This window comes from Enterococcus sp. DIV1067f (genome assembly GCF_050543505.1).
Taxonomy (GTDB): domain Bacteria; phylum Bacillota; class Bacilli; order Lactobacillales; family Enterococcaceae; genus Enterococcus_D; species Enterococcus_D entomosocium.
Genome location: NZ_CP172940.1, coordinates 614,846 through 637,146 on the forward strand (window position 1 = coordinate 614,846; position 22,301 = coordinate 637,146).

The following is a 22,301-nucleotide window of genomic DNA, read 5'->3' on the forward strand; positions in this document are numbered from 1 at the left end:
TTGTGGAAAGACCCGCTTTAGACAAGCAGTCAAGGGTTCAAGCGACTAGCTATTTACGTTGGAAACGCACGATAGAAACTATCTTTAGCTTGGGCTTATTAGTCGTCCTTAGCCCGCTGTTACTGCTGATTTGTATAGGGATCAAATTTTCTAACTGGCAGGCACCGATTATTTTTAAGCAAGTTCGTGTTGGCAAAAATGAGGCCACGTTTGTGATGTACAAATTTCGAACGATGGTGCCTGATGCCGATCAATTATTAGGGCGATACCTTGATAAAAACGAAATTGAAGGGGCCATGTTCAAGCTGAAGAAAGATCCGCGAGTGACGCGCTTAGGCCGTTTTTTAAGAAAAACGAGTCTTGATGAACTGCCCCAATTGATCAATGTCTTGAAAGGGGAGATGGCACTGGTCGGCCCCCGTCCTCCTTTAGAAAGAGAAGTCGTCAGTTATTCAGAAAAAGACAAGCAACGATTGTGTGTCACACCCGGGTGCACAGGGTTGTGGCAAGTCAGTGGACGAAACGAATTGAGTTTTCAAGAGATGGTCGCATTGGATCTCTATTACATCAATAACCTGAGCTGGTTATTGGACTTGAAAATAATTATGAAAACGATTGGCGTTGTTTTCTTACCCAAAGGAGCATTCTAATGGAGCAACAAGTACGTGTATCACTTTTAGGTAGCAATCTCGATTCCTTAAGCTTTCAGGAAACCATTACTAAGATCGAGAAAATGATCGAACAGGGGACGCCCGCACAGCATGTTTCAATTAACGCGGGAAAAATAAACTTGATGCGAAAAGATCCCTCGTTGCGATCGATCGTCAATCGGGCAACTTTGATCACGGCTGATGGGCAGTCGATTGTCTGGGCAGCGAAATATTTAGGGTGCCCGGTACCAGAAAGGGTAACAGGCATCGATCTTTTTCGCGAGCTGGTCAAATTGGCAGCAGAAAAAGGCTGGCGTCCTTATTATTTAGGAGCAACTGCCGAAGTCGTAGAAGCCGTCGTCAAACATGACCAACAGCTCTATCCCGACCTGAACATAGCGGGTTTTCACCATGGCTATTTTTCCGAAGTCGAATCATTGGACGTGGCAAAAGAGATTGCACGGACGCAACCAGACTTGCTGTTTGTCGCTTTTTCTAGCCCGCAAAAAGAGATTTGGCTCGATACATTCAGCGAAGTGTTGCAAGTGCCATTTGCGATGGGCGTTGGCGGCAGCTTTGATATCGTCGCAGGCAAAACCAAACGAGCGCCTTTGTGGATGCAGCGGGCAGGTTTGGAATGGTTTTATCGCTTTGCGCAAGAGCCAGTCAGGATGTTTGATCGCTATATCATAGGAAATTTACGCTTTTTACAGTATGTGTGGGGAGAAAAAAGAAGAAACGCATGAAATCAAAACAGCAAAGCCATCACCGCTTCTTCCTGGGGATTGTGGCCATTTTTCCGATAATCGACGTCTTAAACGGCTTATTTCTAAGTCTGGGCATTCCTTTTCCCATTGGCGTGTTCTACCGTTTGCTGTTCTTTTTGTTCTTAGTGATTATGATCGTGACAGAAAAGATTCCCCATAGCTACTATACATATTTAACGTATGGGTTTATCGCTGTGACGCTTACGATTTTTCTGTTACAAGCACTTTTTCTAGGGTACAGCTGGCAGTGGGTGATCGAGGATCTATCGGTGTATATCAAATACCTCTTATGGGTACTGATTCCTTATTATGTCTATCAACGAAAAAACGACTTCTCCAAACTGCACTACGACAGCTTGTTTATTGTTATCAGTGTCTGCTTCACCTTGGGGCTACTGATTCCTTATTTTTTAGGGCTAGGCTACCAAACTTATGACAATTCTGATGCTGGGTATAAAGGCTATTTCTTTGCCAATAATGATACGAGCTTTGCCTTTATTGTTTCAATCACCTTTACAGTCCAGGCACTAATTGTTTCGATCAAAGAACAGACCCATAAGTTTTCACTGTTTTTGGCTAGTTTATTCGCTGGAAATTTCGTCTGTTTGGTCTTGGTCGGTACGAAAACCGGCGTGTTTTATGGTGTCGGTGTGTTGTTCTATCTTTTAATCCGATTGGTGCTAGGCATTGAACGTAAAGCATTTCTGCAACAATTGTTTATCTGGTTTCTGAGTTTTATTACGATTGCTTGGCTGCTTATTCAAGGACTACCATTGCTGATCCAAGCCGTCGAAGGAACCTATCTTCGCATGGTGTATTTTTATCATCTTTTCGACGGGGACTTGATCCGGCTATTTTCTAGTTCAAGAAGTGATTTTTTGATTGGTGGGATGAACGCCTTCTTAAATGATGAGGCCCGACACTTTACCATGGTCTTTGGCCAAGGCTTTGAATACCGTTTGGCACACTTTGGTCGTCTTGGCTTAATTGAAATGGACTTCTTCGACACCCTTTTCGGGCAAGGCCTACTGGGAATAGCGTTATTGCTGCTAATGCTCGCCTATTTTGTCTATTTGGCCTTTCAGCCACGAAAACGATCGGTTTATAGTTTTGCCTTGATCGTGGTGCTTTTTTATAGTTTTTTTGCCGGGCATGTTTTGTATTCGGCATTGTCTTCCACCTTTTTAGGATTGATTTGTGGAGGCATTATTTTAACAGAGAAAGAGTGAACAACTGATTGAAAAAATTACTTTTGAGGCTGGGCTTTTTCTCCCTCGGTTCGTTAGGTTCGGCGGTCTTAAACTTGGTGCTTTTGCCCGTAACGACCAGCTTTTTGACACCCGAAGAATATGGGAAGACCAGTATGTTTTTCCTTGCACAGACCTTTTTGATATACGTGATCTATCTCGGCTTCGACCAAGCCTTTACGAGGGAATACCATGACCACGAAAACAAACGCGAGTTATTGCAACAAGCGATGCTCGTCCCGTTGCTCGGTTCATTTTTCTTTCAGCTGATCCTAGTGGTTTTTGTGGCAGATTTCTCGCAGCTTTTATTTGAGTCTCCACAGTACACCCGTGCGATTTATTTATTTGCTCTTTCGTCGGGACTGCTGATTTTTGAACGGTTTCTTTTGTTAACGGTTCGAATGCAAAACAAAGCGATCCAGTTCTCCGTTTACAGTATTTTGGTGAAATTCATGGTCTTGTTCATCACGTTGCTGTTTCTCTTTTTTGGTCCGCCGACGTTTATTACGGTGGTCTATGGCATGCTCTTCGGTCAGATTATCGGTGATTGTCTGTTGATTCTGGCAAACCTGGTGCTTTTTGTGCCGCTCATTCGCCACATCGATCGCAACCTGATCAAAAAGCTGAGTCGTTTTGGCTTGCCGACGGTGGTGGGAACGTTCCTCTATAGCCTGTTAATGATTATCGACAAAATGATGCTGCGCTATTTTGCTGATTTTGCCGCTTTGGGTATCTACACGGCTGCATTCAAAGTGGCAAGTGCCTTGATGATTCTACAAGTTAGTTTTGCCAATTTTTGGATTCCCACCTCCTATGAATGGTTCAAAAAAGGCAAACCATTGATTTATTACGAACGAGTCAGTCACTTTATCATGTTCGTCTTGTCGATTTTCTTTTTACTGATGGTCTTTTTCAAAGAAACGATCGTCATCTTATTGTCGCAAGAATACTTAGAGGCCCAGTACTTGTTTCCCTTGTTATGTTTTTATCCCTTGATGATGACGATCAGTGAAACGACCAATCTCGGGATCGTTTTTTATAAGAAAAGTCATTTGAATATTGCTGCCTCTTTGCTGGCGGTCTTAGCCGCATCCCTTGGTCATCTCCTACTCGTACCGACAATTGGCGCCACAGGAGCGGCTTGTGCTACGGCATTAGGGTACTTGGTCTTCTTTTTTGCCCGTACATATTTTTCGATGACCTATTGGCAGGGGTTCTCAGTCAAACGCCAAATCAGCCTTTCGATCATGCTGTATTGCTTTGCGCTGTTTACGGCATTCAATCGGACTCTTTGGCTGGAAAAGAGCCTCGTTTTGCTGCTGATGCTCTTCGTCGTTGTTCTTTATCGCAAGGAACTAAAGCAGGTAACTAGATTTGTACAAGAAAGGAAAATCAACAAAGCATGAATATCTTACTTATCGGTCCAGATCCAGCAGCAAAAGGGGGGATCGCAACGGTCATTCATAATTTCCAAAAAGCAAAAGCGCCAGAGGACGTGCGTTTCGTCGTCCATAAGACTTGGTCGGAAAAAGGAAAATATTGGACGCAGCTCAAAGCGTTTCTTACGTTTCGTCGGCACATCAAAAAAGAAAGGTGCCAGATCCTTCATTTCCACGTTGCGCAAAAGGGCAGTTTCTATCGCAAGAGTTTGCTGTTGTTGCTAGCACCAAAACATTGCAAGACGATTTTTCATATGCATGCTTCGCAATTTGACCAGTTTTATCAAAACAGTCCTTCATGGGCAAAGTGGTGGGTCCGTTTTACCTTAGCTCGGGTGGATCAGCTCGTAGTGCTAAGTAGTAGCTGGTCAGCATTTTACCAAACGATTACCGATACCTCAATCGAGGTCTTGCCAAATGCCGTAGCGGTGCCGGAGGAATCCTTTTATGACCCCACCGCAAAATGGATCATCACTCTTGGCAGGATCGGGCAAAGAAAAGGCAGTTTTGATCTGTTGGCAGTTGCAAAAGCAATGGCTGTTTCCTTTCCCGAGATTCGCTTTATGTTATTTGGCGATCAAGAAAATCAACAGGTTGCCCAACAGCTCCAAGAAGAGGCTCTCACCAATGTGTTCTTAAATGAGTGGGTAGCAACCGATGCGTTACCAGCTGTTTTTCGTAAGGCAGCCATCCATTTTCTCCCTTCTTATCACGAAGGCTTGCCGATGGCGATCTTAGAAACCATGGCGGCAGGTATCCCCAATGTAACGACGAAGGTTGGGGGAATCCCAGAGTTGATCCAATCGGGTGAAAACGGCTACCTAGTAGCTGCCGGTGATATTCAAGCAATGATCGAGACGTTGAGCGGTCTGTTAGCTAACGAGGAAGAACGAATCAAAAGCAGCCAACAAGCCAGAGCAACGATTGAGCAACAGTATGCCTTAACGTCGTATATGAAGCGCTGGCAGAAGATTTACAAAAAGCAACTTGATTAATGCTCAAATTGCTGAAAAAAAGGAGAAGTACGATGCAAAAAATAAAGGTATTATCTATTTTTGGTACACGACCAGAAGCCATCAAGATGGCACCGGTCATAAAAAAACTAGCAAATGATCCACGCTTTCTATCAAAGATCGTCGTGACAGGGCAGCATCGAGAAATGCTTGAGCAAACATTAGCGGCGTTTGAGCTGACCCCTGATTACGACTTGGCTATCATGCGAGAAAATCAAACCTTGTCTAGTATCACCAGTCGTATTTTAGAAGGACTCGAAGGTATTTTTCAATCAGAAGAACCAGACGTAGTGTTGGTCCATGGCGATACGACGACGGCAGTGGCAGCTGCGCTGGCCGCTTTTTATCAGCAGATCTTGATTGGTCATGTGGAGGCTGGGCTACGAACAGGTAACAAGAATGATCCGTTTCCAGAAGAAATGAATCGCCGGTTGATTGATCAACTAGCAGATTTTCTCTTTGCCCCTACAGATCAAAGCCAGGCAAATCTGCTAAAAGAAAATCATCCACAAGACCGCATCGTCGTTACTGGCAATACGTCTATTGATGCTTTGTACCACACCTTGGCACAAAAAAAAGACCGAAAACCAATCAGTGAGAAAAAAATCCTTTTAGTTACGATGCACCGGCGAGAAAATATTGGGCAACCCATGGAACAAGTGTTTCGTGCACTAAAACGCATCGCTATTGCTTATCCCGCACTGACGATGGTCTTTCCGATGCATAAAAACCCTCGTGTCCGTACACTAGCCAAGCGCTATTTAGAAGGGCAGCAAAATATTGAGCTGATCGAACCATTGGATGCCCCTGCATTCTATCAGTTACTGGCAGGCAGCTACCTTGTTTTGACCGATTCAGGAGGGATTCAAGAAGAAGCACCCTCCTTGGGGATTCCTGTCTTGATCGTACGTGAAACGACGGAACGCCCAGAAGGGGTGGCAGCAGGGACTTTGAAACTTATTGGTACCCATGAGGAGCATGTGTATTCAGAAATCGTTCATTTATTGTCTGATGAGGCAGCATACAAACAGATGGCGCAAGCCAAAAATCCCTATGGAGATGGACAAGCCAGTGAGCGAATCGTGGCTGAATTAAAAAGTTATTTCGAGTAGAGGAAGGCGAATCTATGAGACAATTCCAATCATCTTTTGTCATTAGTAAAACGACGCTAAGGTGGCTACATTTGCTAGAACATATGGAGCACGCTTCTCATACACCGATCCGTGGGTTGTCAAAAGTGATCAAAAGCTCTAGCCGAACCATCATTGAAGATTTACAAAACATTAAAGAGTATTTCGAAGATGCTATCGAAATGGAAACGTCAAATAGTGGCTATCAGCTACAAGTCATCGACACAGAAAGCTACTTAGAAAAAAAACGGAATTTGATCAGTAACGAGCCGTTGTTTCGCATCTTTGAGAGCATTTTCTTAGGGGAAATATTGACCATCAATGAGTGGTCAGACATTTTGTTTATTTCCCCTGCCACGTTGATGCGGTATTTTCGAAAGATCGACCCAATTTTAGCACAGTACCAACTGACATTAAATAAAACCACCGTTGATCTTATTGGTGAGGAAGTCAATATTCGCCATTTTTTTCTGAACTTTTATTATGAATCCGATAGTACGCCGCATACCGTATTTCCGCCGTTGATCATTCATGAGATCGGTTTAAACTTGAAAAAAGAAGAATTCGATAGCAATTTCTCTAATCTTGCCTTTGAGGAAATCAGTTACATGCTTTATATCATTTTAGAGCGAACCTCTCATGGCCATTACGTCACGATCGATCCAGCCATCGTCAAGCAGTTTCGTAAAGAGTATTATCTTGAGCTGAAAAAATTAAAGACGATGCTATCGAACCATTTGCAAACGACGATCGCCGAAAAAGAAATCATCTACTTTTATGCGTTATCGATGGGAAAACGGACGGTGTTTGATATTGATATGGAAAGGGACTTTTGCAACAAGTTAGGCAAAGACTCGCAGATCCTGCAACTAACCCAACGTTATCTAAAGGAGGCAGGCGTACCGCCGTATGCGCTGGAATATAGTACGGTTTTGATCCAGTCGTTTTTTGCGACGATCTTACTAAAAAATAAACTTTCACCGGTCTTGAACAAAGTGATTCCCGATTTGATCTCATTTGTAAAAAAACATTTTCCAGAGGAAATGGCACAAAACACAGCGTTCTTACAAAAACAATTCAAACAACTGAAGTGTCTGTCTTTAGACATGATCGTAGATATCAGCGCAGTGTTTACCATTCACATGGACTGTGTGAAAGAATTGTACTGGGGGAAGCCTAAAAAAATTGCGTTCCTGTTAGAAGGGAATCAATTTATCTCGCAACGAATTCAGGTCACTGCTCGTAAGTATCTAGGCAGTTATCAGAAACTCTTTTTTCCGAATGTATTAGATATCAATCCCGGCTATTTTGAGGCGAACCAATTTGATATCGTCGTCACAAATTATAATGAGCATATGTCGAATTTTTCTTGTTCTGGCGTGTATTTATTGTTCAATAAAATCCCGAACTCAACCGATTGGCGCAGACTCATGTCATTGATCGACTTTAAACTTTAACAATGGTCCAGGTGCAAAATAATTCTCAGATGAAAGATAGGAATGATGCAATCATGATGAAAAAAGGACATATGACACCAGAAGCCTATTTAAAAAATTACAGCGAACTTTGTTACTTGCAGGAATTTCCCCTAATCAAACAAGTATGTACAGAGTTGCAAACACGATTCAAAGAAATTTGCTATACCGAGTACGATAATGTGCTACAACAAATGGCGGATTTGCTAGAAATCGATGCCCAACTGCAAATGTTTTTAGATTTTTTCCGACACGACTTTTTTAAAGAAATCGAATTAGCAGAAGAAGAGATCGTCGAAATGATCAAAAAGGACAAAAATGTCTATTACCGACAAATGGCAGGGATCGGCACAAACCAGAAAGCGCCCCATGGCTTGATTTATCTCAGCGAGAAATGAACACTGTGATCGCTGAGATAAATCAGAGTGTCAACCACTCGTTGGGTAAGAATGGTTTTTATAAAATAACACTTCGAAATGCTTTGTGACCGTAATGATTCCACAAGATAGTGTCTAGCAAGTTGACTTACGCATTGTCCAACACAACCAGACGCAAGATCCGTGGATTGATTTGATTAAGTAATCGATTCCAATCTGTCGCATCTGGAAACGATTTTAGAAGAACGCATTCTACTTCCAGTAAGTATTCTGTCGTATACTCCGAATAATTGGTGACTAATAGATCAATTTGCTTTTCTTTTAAATAGGTTGGAGAGAGTTCACTGGCATTAGGATAATACAATGTATGGAAGCGACCCAAATATTTTCGCACGATACTTTCGGCATATTCACAAACATATTCGTTTCCTTCAAAAATCACGGCGATCGTCCGTTGTGATCCCCAATTTTCTTCTTTGATCGCTTCCATATGAATCGTTAAGCTGGCACAGAAATCGTCAAGATAGGAGGATGAATACAGCTTTTTGACTAGCTTGTGTTTTGCCAAAAATGCATAGTTTCTCTTATATTCGTAGGAAAACTTCTCTTTGACGAATTGCGTAAGATCGTCAATATTGACATTCATGATGGGCGAGAGCATATCGCGTATTTTCACAATCGTAAAAAATGATTCTAACCAGTGTAAATCTTTTTGTTCATCATAGGAATTGCCTTGATTTAGGGCATAGAAATCTTTTGTCACTTGTTGGATCTCAGGCCAGCGATTATACTTTCGGCAAAATTCTTCGATCGAAGGATGATTGATTTTTCGGCGACAGATGAGACAAAGTAACAAATAAATGATTTCGTCCTCTGGCAGATGGTAATGAAAATAGGAATAAAGGATCTCTCTTAATGTATCTGGAGCAATCAATGAATGATAAGCATAAAAGATGTCCTTTAGTTCAGGTGAAAGTTCGACTTGTAACCCTTTCTTGCTGCGTTCCAGTGTAATGTAGAGAATATAGGAAAAGATTGAATACGGAGACATTTGGCAATCAGGGACTGACAGCGTACTCTCGCGTAAGTTCAAACAATGCGCGTTGGCGATCGTCGATGAGTTACGGGTGCCGACGAATGCGGACAAAAAAATTCATGGGCGAGTCAGCTTGCCTGTTGGTTTTGATGGCACTCGCCCTGCTTGGGATGATGAAGCGAAAGTGACCGTTGAAATTGAAACAGCAGATGGTGAGAAGGAAGAAGTCACTGCAAAAACCGTCGGACATACAGAAGAAACACCGGGGATCAGTATCTATGGAGAAGAGGCGCAAGGAGGGATTTTTGAGATTCCTCTTGAGGCTCCTTTGGAAGCAGGAACCATCGTCCGAGTCATCGCTGTCGAATTAACCAGCGGCGAACTGACAGAAGGTGCCCAACATCAAATACGGACCGAGTCTGTGCAGGTTTTCCCTATTTTGCCGCCAACGCCCGCAGCTTTTGCTTCCTACGTACTTCTTGAAGAAACAACTGAGATCCATGGCCACACGGAAGACAAAGAGGTTGAGCTAAGTGCTGCACATAATGGCGCCTGGTTTGATACAGAGGCGGTGGTTATCGATGAAGATGGAACATTTACGATTGATGTAAGTGATCGGCAGTTAAAAGCGGGGGATGAGATCCAAGTCTTTCTGAAAGATTCTGCTGGTTCGGCAAAAGAAGCTGGAGTGATCAATCCGCCGACAACGAATGGCGAACACGGCAATCAGAATCCAGCCTCAGAAGTTGTTTTTCGGGACGCTGTGTTTCCCGCTGCAACTACCCTGCGAATCGCCCAGACTGGACCACTGCCACCGGTTGATCCATTAGAACCGGATGTAGAAGTGAATCCAGAAAATCCGTCGGTCATTCCTGAGAACCAAGGGTTGCTCAGTCTTGATTTTGTTTCCCAGTTCCGATTTGGTCAGGTGCCGATCCGCAGTGCCAAAGGAACGTATCACGCACTGCCTCAGCATATGAATCTTGCCGAAGGGGCAACCGAAACTAAGGAACGTCCGAATTATGTGCAAATCACGGATCAGCGTAACGATGCAGAAGAGACGAGTTGGCGTTTATCGGCGACTCTTGATTCGCAGGGCTTCCAAAATGAAGACAATGAGCCCTTGATCGGTGCTCAAATCAGCTTAGCCAATCAACGGCTTATGACGACCTCAGCAAATTCCAATGCCAGTATGCCAGAGCTTTCCACGGTGAATGATAGTGTAACTTTGACGCCAGGTGAAGCGCAGCCTCTACTAACTGGCGACAGTCAGAGTACGGGAACATGGGTCTATCGTTTTGGTGATCAAGAGACGGCAGCCACCAGTGTCGCCTTGGAAGTGCCTGCTGGTGCAAATCCCAAGTTGGGATGGTACCGTGCAACGATTGAATGGTCGTTAAGTAGTGTGCCAGAGTGAAGAAAGAATACTAGTCGGCAATAAGAAACGAATGGAAAAGGTGCTTTTTTCGATGTTTCGCAACGCAAAATTATGGATGATTTTTGGGTTGATGATTTTCAAGAAATTGTTCCAATCATCTGCATCTGGGATCGATTTTATCAGGAGGCATTCAACATCTAAAATATACTCTTCCAAATACTCTGCGTAATTCGTCACGACTAGATCAATCTTGTTTCGTTCCACATAATCCAAAGAAAACTCACTGGAATCAGGAAATTGCAAAATATGATATCGACCAAAATATTTTACGGCAAAAGCATTGATGTGAAGACAAATATGCGCATCCCCTTCTAAAAGAAAGGCGATTCGGCGTGGGTTGCCCCAGTATTTTTCTTTTAATCCTTCAAAGTATAAAGTGAAGCGGGCACTGATTGCTGACAGAGCGGTTGCTTCAAAGAGGGGCTGCCTAAAAAGAAACTCTGTATTTTCCTCATACTCTTTAGGGTATTGCGTTTGTGCATAACTGGAAATTTCTTCCATACTTAGATTATAGGTAGGGGAAATCAGCTGTTTTATTTTTTCTGTTATAAAGAAAGAATGGAGAAAAACAAACTCTCGGGACTGATCATGATCGGAAATCTGATGGAGCTGGCAAAAATTGGCAGTCAGTTCTTTTAGCTCAGGCCAATGGTCAAAGCGGTTAACAAATGATATTTCCCTGAGATAGTTGTTTATCCCACGGTTACTTGCTAGTAGAGCGAAAAGGTAGACCAGCTCCTCTGACGGTAAAGACAAGGAAAAAGCCGTTTGGAGTCGTTGATTGAGGGGCTGGATTTCTTGGAAGAGCTCATCTGCCAAGACGATCTTTTTTAATTGATCGGAGACAATGACAGTTTCTCCTGCTTGAGTACGCTCAAGGACAATATACAACCAATAACTGATATACCAAAATGAAGCCGTATTATTGGTTTTGCCGCGTATATTTCGAAAAAAATCTAAGACGATGTTTTGTACAGCGATCGTTGGACGTACCGTATGAGGCGTAGCGTCTGACTCATAATAAAAGGTATGAAAAAATTTGCGAATATCCGCTTCTGATCCGATCAGACGGAAATTCTTATGATCAACAGATAACTGAAAGGGCCTCAGGGCTTTTTCAAAAAGCGTTAAATAGCGTAAAAGGGAACTTTCAGAAAGATAAAAATAGTCTGCCCATTCGGAAACTGTCCGATATTCTCCCTTAAACAGATGCTCAAGAATAACGAATAACGGTTCATTCTGAAGGAGCGCTCGTTTTCGTTCAAGATATTCCTTCGGTAGTAATTCGTGAAGAGAATAGCCATTCGACGTGGATTCGATCATTAGCGTACTTCCAAAGTAGCTCCGTAGCCCCTCCATATCATAAATGATCGTGTGCCGCGAACTCTGGACAGCTTTTGATAATTCACGATTCGAAAGGGTCTTATGCCGTTCCAAGAGATTCAATAGTTTCAACCAACGAATGGTGGTAGTAGAAGTAATAAACGTCATCTGAAAATTTTTCATTCGTAACACTCCCATATGGTCTGTTTGGTGGATCGTCTCTCACGTCTGATTATGGAATATGGATACTGGCAAGGCAAGGGAAAGGTTTTTGGTAGGTAACAAGTGTTTCTTGTACAGGAACACTTGTGCTACTTAGGGATGAAAAGCAAATAACCGAAAAGTCCAACGATTCGTCATAGACATCGTTGGACCTTTCGGCTTTTTCATCAAGCTGTTGCAAACTGGCTGTTATATAGTTGGGCGTAAAGGGAATCTTGTGCCAGCAATTGAGTATGGGAGCCTTTTTCGACGACGGAGCCGTCTTTCATCACTAGAATCAAGTCGGCATTTTTGATGGTAGAAAGACGATGGGCGATGATAAAACTGGTCCTTCCTTGGGTCAAACGATCCATTGCCGTTTGGATCATTTGTTCCGTCCGAGTGTCGACACTGGAGGTGGCTTCATCAAGGATCAGGATCGTTGGGTCCGCTAAAATCGCCCGGGCGATCGTCAATAATTGTTGTTGTCCTTGAGACAGTTCGCTTTCGGAGCTAATGACGGTATCGTAACCGTTGGGCAGGGTCCGCACGAAGTGGTCGCATTGGGCGGCTTTGGCTGCAGCCAAGATGTCTTCCCGAGTGGCATCGGGATTGCCATATGCGATATTTTCAGCAATGGTTCCTTGGAACAGCCATGTATCCTGCAGCACCATACCGAATTTTTTCCGTACTGCCGGTGCCGAAAAGGACATCATGTCTTGATCGTCCAGCAAAATCTTTCCACCGTTCAAAGGATAAAAGCGCATCAAAAGATTGATCATGGTGGTTTTTCCAGCGCCTGTTGGTCCGACGATCGCAACCGTTTGTTTTGGTTTGACGGAAAATTCGACGTTTTCCATCAGGAGTTTTTCCTTGTTGTAGCCGAAGGAGACGTGTTGGAAATCGATTTTTCCTTTGATGGTTTGCGGTACCGGCAGTTGCTGGGTCGCTGTTTCTTCTTCAGGATAATCAAGGATCTCAAAAATTCGTTCGAGAGATGCTAAGGCACTTTGCAAGGTATTCATAATATAAGAAGCTTGCGTGATCGGTTCAGACACTTGGTTGATGTATTGCAGATAGGCTTGTACAAGACCAATGGATAATTGCCCTTGCAACACCATCAGACCACCAACGACGGCGCTTAAGATAAAGCCGATTTGATTGATAAAGCGCACGAAAGGATGGATCGCTGCACTGACGAACTGTGCTTTACGAAAAGCTTTAAATTGAGCTTCGCTCAATTCCGCCATTTCCGCTTCAACGGCAATTTGCTGGTTATAGGATTTGATCAGCGGATTTGCGGTATAAAACTCTTCCGCACGACTGCTGACTGCACCTAATGTTTCTTGGTTTTTGGTAAAGTAGCTCAAGTTTTTTCGTGCGAGAACGGTGGTCACAAAAGCACTCAAAAGCAAAATCAGGACCACACCGATCGTCAGTAATGGGCTGAGATAAAGCATGGCGATCAAGCCGAAGGTAATGCTGATGGTTGCGGTGATCAGCTGCATCAAACCGACTTGTAAGACTTCGGACACTTTATCTAAATCGAGAATCACTCGGCTTAAAATATCGCCGGTATGATGTTTGTCGTAAAAACTGATAGGCAGGCGATTGAATTTGTCACTGATTTGTTTGCGTAAAGTCAAGGTCAGGGTTTCACTGACACTGGCCATCGTATACTCTTGTAGCAAGGAAAAGAGACTGATCAAAAGCCATGTTCCCGCTAATAGGACGACCGGGCCTAAAATACTTTGCCAAAAATCATTGATTTGCCAGCCTTCTTGTTGAAACAAGGCGATCAGATTATCCAGTCCACGTCCCAAGATCAAAGGGGCGATGGACATTAGTAAGGAAAAGAACAAGGCAGAGACGATGATCAGCAGAAAGCGGGCTTTTTGTTCCATTAGTAATCGAAGTAGGCGCCGGCTTGTATGTTTCATGTTTTTTGGTGTATCCATTGTTTGTTTACTCATCCTTCATTCCTCCCATTCCTTGAGATGAGGCAAACTCTTGATAAGTTTGGCAAGTGCGTAATAATTCTTCGTGGGTTCCATTACCGACCATTTTGCCGTTATCCAAGACAATGATTTGATCGGCATTTTTGACGGTCGATACCCGTTGAGCCACGATAATGACGGCGGCATCTTTCGTGTATTCTTTCAATGCACGCCGCAAGTTGGCGTCTGTTTGATAATCCAAAGCAGAAAAGCTGTCGTCAAAGAAGTAGATTTCTGCGGGCTTTGTCAGCGCTCGGGCAATACTCAATCGTTGCTTTTGACCGCCAGAGAAATTGCTGCCTTTTTGAGCAACCGGACTTTCATAACCTTCAGGCAAGCCTTCAATAAATGACTTGGCTTGAGCAACTTCAGCGGCTTTTGCCATCGCCTCATGGGTTGCTGGACGATTGCCGAAACGCAAGGTTTCTTGAATCGTGCCGCTAAGCAAGAGCGCTTTTTGCGGGACATAACTAATTTGGTCCCGTAATTCGGCTTGTGAGATCTCTTTGATGTTGCGGCCAAAAAGCGTGATCGAACCAGCAGTCACATCTTTGAAACGCAACAGCGCTTTGGCGATGGTGCTTTTGCCAGAGCCGGTTCCGCCAACGATCGCTGTCGTTTTGCCTCGGTGGATCTCGAAGCTGATATCTTCTAAGACAGGTTCTTCGGCGCCTTCATACGTAAATTGCACGTGATTGAAAGCGGCGATCGTTTCTGACAAGGCGGATTTTTTTAAGGTTTGGTCACCGTCAATCAAATCAATTGGTTCTTCTAAGACTTCTTCGATTCGTTGTAAGGAAGTCAAGCCTTTAGGCACCATCACGATCACCATCGCTGCCATGGTCAAAAACCAAAGGCTCAAAATCGTGTATTCGATAATGGCAGTAATACTACCAATAGCTAGGTGGCCCTGAAGACTTTGATAGCCGCCGTAGACTAGGATGGTCGAAATCGAGAGTCCCATTACTAAGTTGACGGTCGGATTCAAGACAGCAAAGAGGCGATTGACTTTAATCATGGTTTTCGCATATTCCGTCAAGGTTTGATCTGTCCGTTCTTTTTCGTAAGCCGCTTTGTCAAATGCCCGAATCACCCGAGCGCCGGTAAAGGTTTCTCGTAAGATCCGCATCATGTTATCGACTAGTTTTTGCGTGATTTGTGATAATGGGATCGCTTTGCGAATCACCCCATAAGCGATCATTGAAAAACATAGGATCGCTACGATTGGGACCCAAATCATCCGTAAAGAGACGGTGCCGGTTAGAAAAATCGAAGCTGCGACGATCATTGGGGCTGGCAAAATCATTTGCAGCGCCATCATCAAAATTTGTTGGATGTTGTTGATGTCGCTGGTGGTACGTGCCAGCAAAGTGGGTGTACCATAGCCATCAACAGCGGATACAGAGAGTTCTTGTGTTTTTTTGAAAAAGCGCATCCGCAAAAAATGCCCGAATTTTCCTGAAAGGTGGGCAGATAAATAACTACCGCCTACCGAGACAATCACGGTGCCGATGGCAATGGCAAACATCCACCAGCCATTGTGCCAAATGGCCGTCGTGTCGACTTTTAAGATTCCTTCATCAATGATTTTTGCCAGAAAATACGGCAACAAGAGTGTGCCGAAGGATTGGACTAGCATCAAAAGAAATAAACTGAAAAAGAAGCGTCGTTCTTCTTTATAAAATAACTGTAATTGTTTCATGATTTCCCTCCAAAAATGTCGTTCTATGGTAGAATAAACTGTAACGTTACGTTACAGTCAAGCAAGGAGTGAAATTTTTTTGAAAAAACAATTGACCATCAGTGAGATGTCCGCTTATGCTGGCGTGAGTCGGCGCACATTGATTTATTATGATCAAATCGATTTGTTCAAACCGCAATCGATTGGTGAAAACAGCTATCGCTATTACGGCTTTGAACAATGCCTTGAGTTAGACGTGATTTTGATGTTGCGTTCTTTAGACATGCCCTTGCAAGACATTCGCCAATTTTTGAAAAACCGCAACCCGGAATACACGCAAAAGGAACTTGTGGAACGGCGAGGAGAAGTCCGTGACAAAATCGCTGCGCTACAAGAATTGGAACGAACCTTCGATCGCTACATCCAGCGCTATGAAAAAGTACAGAAAGCCGATTTTGAGACCTTTACGATAGCGCAGCACGAAGCAGAGGCGTTTATCGTTTCCGAAGAGATCGCTGGCGATGATCCAGAATCTGCTTATCAAGTGTACGCCCGTTTTTATCCGCTAGTGGATTATAAAGATGCCTTCAGTGGCTATCCCATCGGCTTTTTAAGTGCAGGAACGACGTTGGAGGATCAGACTTTTCACGCATCGCCTTATCGGGCATTGATCTTGATTCCCCAAGATCGGCTACATCTCTATCCGGAAAAGCTGATCATCACACGTCCCGCTGGTACGTATGTTTCTGGATTTGTCAGTGAGGGAGAAGAACAAATTGCCGCTTTTACCCACCGCATCCAAGCCTTTCTAAAAGAGAAGCAGTTGAAAATCGATGGCGATGTTTGGGAATTGTTATGGCAAGATGAAGTCTTTACCACACAAAAAGAATTGCAGATATTTGAAGTGATGGTTCCAGTGAAGCCCGAGTAATGGACGAGGCACGCGTATCTGTAAGAAACGAAAACTAAGATACGCAATAGCAATGATTATTGCCGCTGGCTTTTCAATAGAAGCAAAGGAGATGACTAAGCCAGATCCCTTCCATACAAAAAGCCCTGTGAAGCGTTGAAATTCCCATTTTGCTTTTTTCTCGTTATACTTGAAAGAACAGATGAGAAAAAAGGGGAAATTTTAATGAAAAAAGAAACAGGAATACGCTCGCTTTATGCGTTGATTGGTGTCGCCATTTTAGGATTCGGGGCGGCATTGCTGCGGGTCGGCGGAGTAGGGCTAGACCCATACACAGCAGCCAATATCGGTGTCGGCGAGCTGCTAGGGTTATCCCTTGGGGTCTATCAATTGATGATCAATATCGCTGTCCTAGTATTGATTTTTATCTTTGGCCGTCGTCATATCGGCATCGGGACGGTCATCAATATGGTGCTGACAGGATTTTTCATCGACTTTTATACCAACGTTTTTGATTGGTTATCCGTCGGTCCAAATAACTGGTGGCAGCAAGGCTTGTTCTTGTTGATCGGGATCATCTTCTTTACCTTCGGTGCTTCGTTTTATATGTCAGCGAATTTGGGTAGCGCCCCCTACGACGCGATCGCCCCAACCATCGTCGATCAGACGAAAGCCAACTATCGAGTGGTGCGGGTGATTCAAGACGTTGCCTTTGCCTTGATTGGGCTCTTCACAGGCGGGCCAATCGGGATCGGAACCTTCATCAGTGCCTTTTTAGTGGGCCCACTGATCAAATTCTGGGACAACCGTGTCTCTGAGCCATTCATCGAAAGCAGTGTCAAAAAAGCGATTTTTAAATAAAAAAAGGTCTGCAGCAAAGAGAAGTCGAAGCGATTTAATCGCCCACTTCACTCAGCTGCAGTTTTTTTGCCATTTGCTCAAGGAATTCTTGCATAATTGCTTCTCAGTCGCTAGAATAAAAAAGCCGAGGAGGGGTAGTATGCAATTACCAACACCATTTATTGAAAAATACCAACGGTTGCTAGGAGAAGAAGCACCAGCTTTTTTTACCGCTTTAACCGATAATCAGCCAGTCAAAGGCTTTCGCTTGAATGTTGCTAAGCCGCACGCACAAGCGATGCTGGCAAAATATGGACCAGCTGCTGTACCCGCCCCCTATGCAGAAGCGGCTTATATTGGCGAAGTCAAAGGCCGTTCGTTGCTCCATCAAGCTGGCTATGTCTACAGCCAAGAACCTAGTGCGATGATCGTGGCAACGATCGCAGCCGCTCAACCAGGGGAGCGGGTCTTAGATTTATGTGCGGCACCGGGAGGCAAAACAACGCAGCTGGCAAGCCAATTACAAGGAAAAGGGCTGCTTGTAGCAAATGAGATTTTCCCGAAGCGTGCCAAAATCCTATCAGAAAATGTGGAGCGTTGGGGCTTTCCGAATGTAGTCGTCACCAATCAGGCTCCACAAGAATTGAGCCGCCATTTTCCTCAGTTTTTTGACAAGATCGTGGTGGACGCCCCATGTTCTGGTGAAGGGATGTTTCGTAAAGATCCCGTCGCCTTAGAAGAATGGCAGGCAGAAACACCTGATCAGTGTGCGATCAGGCAAAAAGACATTTTGGCACAAGCCGTTGCGATGCTAAAACCGGGGGGCCAGCTGATCTATTCCACCTGTACCTTTGCCCCTGAAGAAAACGAAGCGATGATGGCTTGGTTAATGGAGGAGTATCCCTTCACAATCGAAGCGATCGACTTGGCCAATGTATCTCATGGGCGCAGCGAGTGGGGAGCTGCATCTGGGATCGAGAAAACCATCCGCTTATGGCCGCATTTAAACCAAGGAGAAGGTCATTTCGCTGCGAAATTGACCTCCCAAGCAGAAGCAGCGCCAGTGAAAAAGAAGAAAAAAGGCAAAGGAGCGACAGCCAAGAGCCCATTGGATGCAACGACTCAAAAGTTGTGGCAAGCCTTTCGCAAGGAGTTTCCTTTTTTACAGGCACTGAATGCGACACCTCAGCTGCTAGGAGAAAACCTCTGGCTCGTTCCTGAAGAAATGCCTTCTTTAAAAGGGATCAAGTTTATGCGCCCAGGTTTGCATGTCGGCGTCGTTAAAAAGAATCGGATCGAACCTAGTTATGCGTTGGCATTGGCGATCCATGCAGAAGAAGGGGCACCGACAGTGCCGATCACTTTGCCGCAATGGCAGCAGTATGTGGCAGGTGAAACCATGAGCGTGCCAGGAAATGCTGGATGGGTGATTTTGACAGTCGATGAGATCCCCGTCGGTTTTGGAAAACAAGTCCAAGGAACTGTGAAAAACTTCTTTCCAAAAGGATTAAGATTCAAAGCGATTTAAACGAAATAGTGTTTTTATTTCAGTCCTCGTGCTATGATGGAAGTAGCAAAATAAGGGAGCTGATCGATATGAAAACATCATCAAAAGTAACGATTGGATTAAGCATTGCAGCGATCGCTGGGATCACTACTGCCGTCGTTGTATCAGACAAAGTATTCAATAAAGTACGCTTCGCTTGCAACCGACACAAAGTAAAGAAATTTGTCGATGACAAATTCAACGGCAATGAAAAATTGTTGGATGTCGTAGACGGCTTGTCTGACAATGAATTGGATTCGTTGTTAGGTGTGATGAAAAAAGTCAATGAGGGCCGCAACAAAATCTCTGTTTACGGAGACAACATCAAAGATTCGACAGAACATGTCAAAGACAAGTTGACGAGCTTTGTTAATTCCGTCTTTTAAGCCAATCATTCCATTTGAAACTCGCAGGGACATCGGTCTTTGCGAGTTTTTCTCGTCTTTCTAAGCGTTTTTCGTTATACTAACAAGGAAATGCACGAAATGGTGCGAGGTAGAGGAGTGAAAGTGAAGTCGTGGAAAAAACAAGTACCTTGACTGCCGAGGAAAAAGCGTTCTTTATGGAAGAAGCAATCAAAGAAGCCCGAAAAGCAGAAGGTGTGGCAGAAGTACCGATCGGTGCTGTCGTCGTCTTGGATGGCAAAATCATTGGTCGTGGGCACAATCTACGAGAAACGCAGCAACAAGCCGCAGCGCATGCGGAGATGTTTGCGATCGAGGAAGCCTGTCGCACTGTCGGAAGTTGGCGCTTAGAACAAGCGCAGCTGTTTGTGACCTTGGAACCATGCCCGATGTGCAGTGGGGCGATGTTATTGGCACGGGTGGAAGAAGTGTATTTTGGTGCCTACGATCCCAAAGGCGGCACTGCTGGTACATTGATGAATTTATTGGAAGATGAGCGCTTCAACCATTGGTCCTATGTGGAAGGCGGCATTTTAGAAGAAGCATGCGGCCAGCTGCTAACAGATTTTTTCCGAGCATTACGAGAAAAGAAAAAACAAAAAAAGGCTGGCAATCTCTAACGAAATACGTTATACTAAGTTTTGCCGAAAGGCTAGGACAATGGAGGTCTTGTGAAGCGTGTCAGATCCGGAAGGAAGCAGCACTAAGCAGGATTCTCCATGTGTCTGATTGAAAAACTGCCTGCTTTTGAAGAAAGCAGTAGTACTAATTGAATCGATGATCATTCAAACCTGAGACAGACTGTCTTAGGTTTTTTTATTGTCTGAAAGTCTTTGTGATACCAAGGGCTGTTCTAATTGTATTCTGCTTTAAATCTAGGCAATCGATAGCAGCTCTCAGAGGGTTAAGTTGTATTTTTGATACAAAGGCTTTATTCCTGTTTAGAACCTTACTCTGATAACTTTTCCGTTGGCGATTTTTATACTCTCAAAGAATCAGTAGTTCTGACGAACTGAAACATGGATTACCTGCTCTCGATATTCGATAGAATCTTCGTTTCAAGAACTCTTTATTTTCGCTTCAACGAATTGCCTCCGCCGTGTTATCGGTTGCAATTCCCCCAAATAACCAGAAAAAATCACTTTCCTTTTTACAGTCAGAAAAGTGATTTTTTCTTTTGAACAACTGTCACTGTAACTGTTTCTTTTTTACAAAAAGTCACCATTCTTTTCCAAGCATTCCAATGGTTTCCCAGAGATTTTATGCTATGCTTATTTTGTAGAGAATTCCGTCGTCTTTCTACTGGCAACCCTTGATGCCAAGAGAAACGGATAGTGATTTCAGGCGACGTATTTGAAAAGAGGCGCACAATGGAAAAAATTACGATTATCCATACCAACGATCTGCATTCCCACCTAGAACATTGGCCGAAGATGCGGCGTTATTTGGATCAAAGAAAACGAGAAGCGGATACGACCGAAGAGACAGTGATCGCGGTCGACTTAGGCGACTTTGTCGATCGCTGGCATCCTTTGACAGAAGCAACTGACGGCAAGGCGAATGTCGACTTGATGAATCAAGGGCATTATGATGCGGTGACGATTGGGAACAATGAGGGAGTCGGCAATCCCAAAGAGGTCTTGCAGCATCTGTATGACCAAGCAGCATTTCCGGTCATTTTAGGCAACTTATTTGATAAAAAGGATTTGCGTCCGCCAAAGTGGGCACAAGAATACAAAATCATGGAAAGCAATCAAGGAGCCAAAATCGGCTTGATCGCTTTTACGGCACCGTTTCCGCTAACATATGCCCCCAACGGTTGGGACATTCGCGAACCCTTGGAGATTTTGCCTTCATTGGTGCAGCATTTGCGCCCCGAGGTCGATCTGCTGGTCTTGATGAGCCATCTAGGCATCAATGCTGACCGCCAGATTGCGAGGGACTTTCCAGAGTTAGATGTTATATTAGGTTCCCACACGCACCATTTGTTTGAAAAGGGCGAAGTCATCAATGGGGTTCAAATTGGCGCAGCTGGCAAGTTTGGTTTTAACATTGGCGAAGTCGAAGTGGTCTTAGATGATCACCACCGCCCGATCAAGCATCGCGCACGTGTGATTCCGACGGATTCGTTGGTGGCTTTTCCGCAAGATGAGGACGAGATCGCCGAATATCTATCGATCGGCCATCGCTTGCTGCGGGCAAATCAGGTGGCAGAAATTCCAGCAGCGTTTACGAGGGATTGGCAAAGTGAACATTCCTTGGTTCGGGAGGCTCTTTTGGCATTATGTGCCAAAGGACAGACGGATGCCGCCATCTTAAATACGGGGCTATTTTTAGATGATTTACCACAAGGACGGGTCGATCAAGATCAGCTGCACACGATTTTGCCCCATCCGATGCATTTGATTCGAGTGACGCTGCAAGGCGCGGATGTCATTCGATTGGTCTTAGAGATGGAAAAAAATCGCAACTTTTTGCGCAATTTCCCAATTATGGGGATGGGCTTTCGAGGGAAGATTTTTGGCGAACTGGTTTATGAAGGCATTCGCTTTGATGAAAAAAACCACCAAGTTTTGTGGAAGCAAGAACCAGTTGATGTCTCTCAAAGCTACACGTTGACTCTTGTGGATCACTACTTGTTTATTCCGTTTTTCCCGACGATCGAGATTGCTGGAACTGTTGAGTTTCTTTTTCCAGACTTTATTCGGACGGTGGTCGGTGATTACTTGAGTCAGAAATACCCTATTCAGTAGTTGGTACTCCTCCAGTGGTTTTTTGAGGAAAACCGCGACTATCATTGAGGAATAAAACAAGGTATAATAAACAG

18 protein-coding genes, 1 other RNA gene and 1 pseudogene are annotated in these 22,301 nt (G+C 44.1%); 16 read left to right on the forward strand and 4 right to left on the reverse strand.

Going from position 1 to position 22,301, the window contains the following annotated elements; all coding sequences use genetic code 11:
* Positions 1–2 precede the first annotated feature (2 nt).
* The 8 genes from IGJ42_RS02845 to IGJ42_RS02880 are packed head-to-tail and all read left to right on the forward strand — an operon-like array spanning position 3 to position 8,119.
* On the forward strand, positions 3–650 hold the full coding sequence (locus IGJ42_RS02845; RefSeq protein ID WP_008377982.1) for a sugar transferase: 648 nt from the start codon (positions 3–5) through the stop codon (positions 648–650).
* The gene (locus IGJ42_RS02850; protein WP_139960440.1) at positions 650–1,396 is read left to right on the forward strand and encodes a WecB/TagA/CpsF family glycosyltransferase; all 747 of its coding nucleotides are present in this window, start codon (positions 650–652) and stop codon (positions 1,394–1,396) included. Before IGJ42_RS02845 ends, IGJ42_RS02850 begins: the two co-directional genes overlap by 1 nt.
* Positions 1,393–2,646, forward strand: coding sequence for an O-antigen ligase family protein (locus IGJ42_RS02855; RefSeq protein ID WP_422705401.1), 1,254 nt, complete (start codon positions 1,393–1,395; stop codon positions 2,644–2,646). Before IGJ42_RS02850 ends, IGJ42_RS02855 begins: the two co-directional genes overlap by 4 nt.
* An 8-nt stretch (positions 2,647–2,654) precedes the next feature.
* Positions 2,655–4,070: a lipopolysaccharide biosynthesis protein gene (locus tag IGJ42_RS02860; protein ID WP_139960442.1), complete on the forward strand. Its 1,416-nt coding sequence runs from the start codon at positions 2,655–2,657 to the stop codon at positions 4,068–4,070.
* Positions 4,067–5,098, forward strand: coding sequence for a glycosyltransferase family 4 protein (locus IGJ42_RS02865; protein WP_008377990.1), 1,032 nt, complete (start codon positions 4,067–4,069; stop codon positions 5,096–5,098). Before IGJ42_RS02860 ends, IGJ42_RS02865 begins: the two co-directional genes overlap by 4 nt.
* 32 nt (positions 5,099–5,130) lie before the next feature.
* Complete coding sequence (wecB, locus tag IGJ42_RS02870) at positions 5,131–6,228, forward strand: non-hydrolyzing UDP-N-acetylglucosamine 2-epimerase (protein WP_061053768.1); 1,098 nt, start codon at positions 5,131–5,133, stop codon at positions 6,226–6,228.
* A 14-nt stretch (positions 6,229–6,242) separates the two neighbouring features.
* The gene (locus tag IGJ42_RS02875) at positions 6,243–7,703 is read left to right on the forward strand and encodes a helix-turn-helix domain-containing protein (protein WP_008377994.1); all 1,461 of its coding nucleotides are present in this window, start codon (positions 6,243–6,245) and stop codon (positions 7,701–7,703) included.
* A gap of 53 nt (positions 7,704–7,756) precedes the next feature.
* Positions 7,757–8,119 carry a DUF7006 family protein gene (locus IGJ42_RS02880; RefSeq protein WP_008377996.1) on the forward strand — a complete coding sequence of 121 codons (363 nt, stop codon included), beginning with the start codon at positions 7,757–7,759 and terminating at the stop codon, positions 8,117–8,119.
* 127 nt (positions 8,120–8,246) lie between these two features.
* Here IGJ42_RS02880 and IGJ42_RS02885 read toward each other — a convergent pair.
* Positions 8,247–9,146: pseudogene (locus IGJ42_RS02885) on the reverse strand (helix-turn-helix domain-containing protein); the annotation flags it as partial.
* 79 nt (positions 9,147–9,225) lie between these two features.
* Between IGJ42_RS02885 and IGJ42_RS02890 the strand changes: the two are divergent.
* Positions 9,226–10,551 (forward strand): WxL domain-containing protein, encoded by a 1,326-nt coding sequence (locus IGJ42_RS02890; RefSeq protein ID WP_422705400.1) that lies wholly within the window; start codon positions 9,226–9,228, stop codon positions 10,549–10,551.
* Here IGJ42_RS02890 and IGJ42_RS02895 read toward each other — a convergent pair.
* From IGJ42_RS02895 to IGJ42_RS02905, 3 genes are all read right to left on the reverse strand, one after another.
* Entirely contained in the window at positions 10,531–12,078 is a 1,548-nt protein-coding gene (locus IGJ42_RS02895; RefSeq protein WP_139960443.1) for a helix-turn-helix domain-containing protein, read from the reverse strand. The genes IGJ42_RS02890 and IGJ42_RS02895 overlap by 21 nt on opposite strands.
* 206 nt (positions 12,079–12,284) lie before the next feature.
* Positions 12,285–14,069, reverse strand: a complete 1,785-nt coding sequence (locus IGJ42_RS02900) for an ABC transporter ATP-binding protein (protein ID WP_139960444.1) — start codon at positions 14,067–14,069, stop codon at positions 12,285–12,287.
* The gene (locus tag IGJ42_RS02905) at positions 14,062–15,795 is read right to left on the reverse strand and encodes an ABC transporter ATP-binding protein (protein ID WP_061053783.1); all 1,734 of its coding nucleotides are present in this window, start codon (positions 15,793–15,795) and stop codon (positions 14,062–14,064) included. Before IGJ42_RS02905 ends, IGJ42_RS02900 begins: the two co-directional genes overlap by 8 nt.
* Positions 15,796–15,901: 106 nt before the next feature.
* Between IGJ42_RS02905 and IGJ42_RS02910 the strand changes: the two genes are divergently transcribed.
* From IGJ42_RS02910 to IGJ42_RS02940, 7 genes are all read left to right on the forward strand, one after another.
* Entirely contained in the window at positions 15,902–16,705 is an 804-nt protein-coding gene (locus tag IGJ42_RS02910) for a MerR family transcriptional regulator (protein ID WP_016619937.1), read from the forward strand.
* Between the two features lie 204 nt (positions 16,706–16,909).
* A complete protein-coding gene (locus IGJ42_RS02915) occupies positions 16,910–17,545 on the forward strand; it encodes a YczE/YyaS/YitT family protein (protein WP_008378064.1) in 636 nt (211 codons plus the stop codon).
* A gap of 139 nt (positions 17,546–17,684) precedes the next feature.
* Positions 17,685–19,052 (forward strand): RsmB/NOP family class I SAM-dependent RNA methyltransferase, encoded by a 1,368-nt coding sequence (locus IGJ42_RS02920; protein WP_008378065.1) that lies wholly within the window; start codon positions 17,685–17,687, stop codon positions 19,050–19,052.
* 68 nt (positions 19,053–19,120) lie between these two features.
* Positions 19,121–19,456 carry a hypothetical protein gene (locus IGJ42_RS02925; protein ID WP_430615919.1) on the forward strand — a complete coding sequence of 112 codons (336 nt, stop codon included), beginning with the start codon at positions 19,121–19,123 and terminating at the stop codon, positions 19,454–19,456.
* Positions 19,457–19,587: 131 nt separating this feature from the next.
* On the forward strand, positions 19,588–20,094 hold the full coding sequence (gene tadA / locus IGJ42_RS02930; RefSeq protein ID WP_005231990.1) for a tRNA adenosine(34) deaminase TadA: 507 nt from the start codon (positions 19,588–19,590) through the stop codon (positions 20,092–20,094).
* A gap of 29 nt (positions 20,095–20,123) precedes the next feature.
* Positions 20,124–20,210, forward strand: an RNA gene (gene ffs / locus IGJ42_RS02935) — signal recognition particle sRNA small type.
* 634 nt (positions 20,211–20,844) lie between these two features.
* Complete coding sequence (locus IGJ42_RS02940; protein WP_008378070.1) at positions 20,845–22,227, forward strand: bifunctional metallophosphatase/5'-nucleotidase; 1,383 nt, start codon at positions 20,845–20,847, stop codon at positions 22,225–22,227.
* The last annotated feature ends 74 nt before the right edge of the window (positions 22,228–22,301 follow it).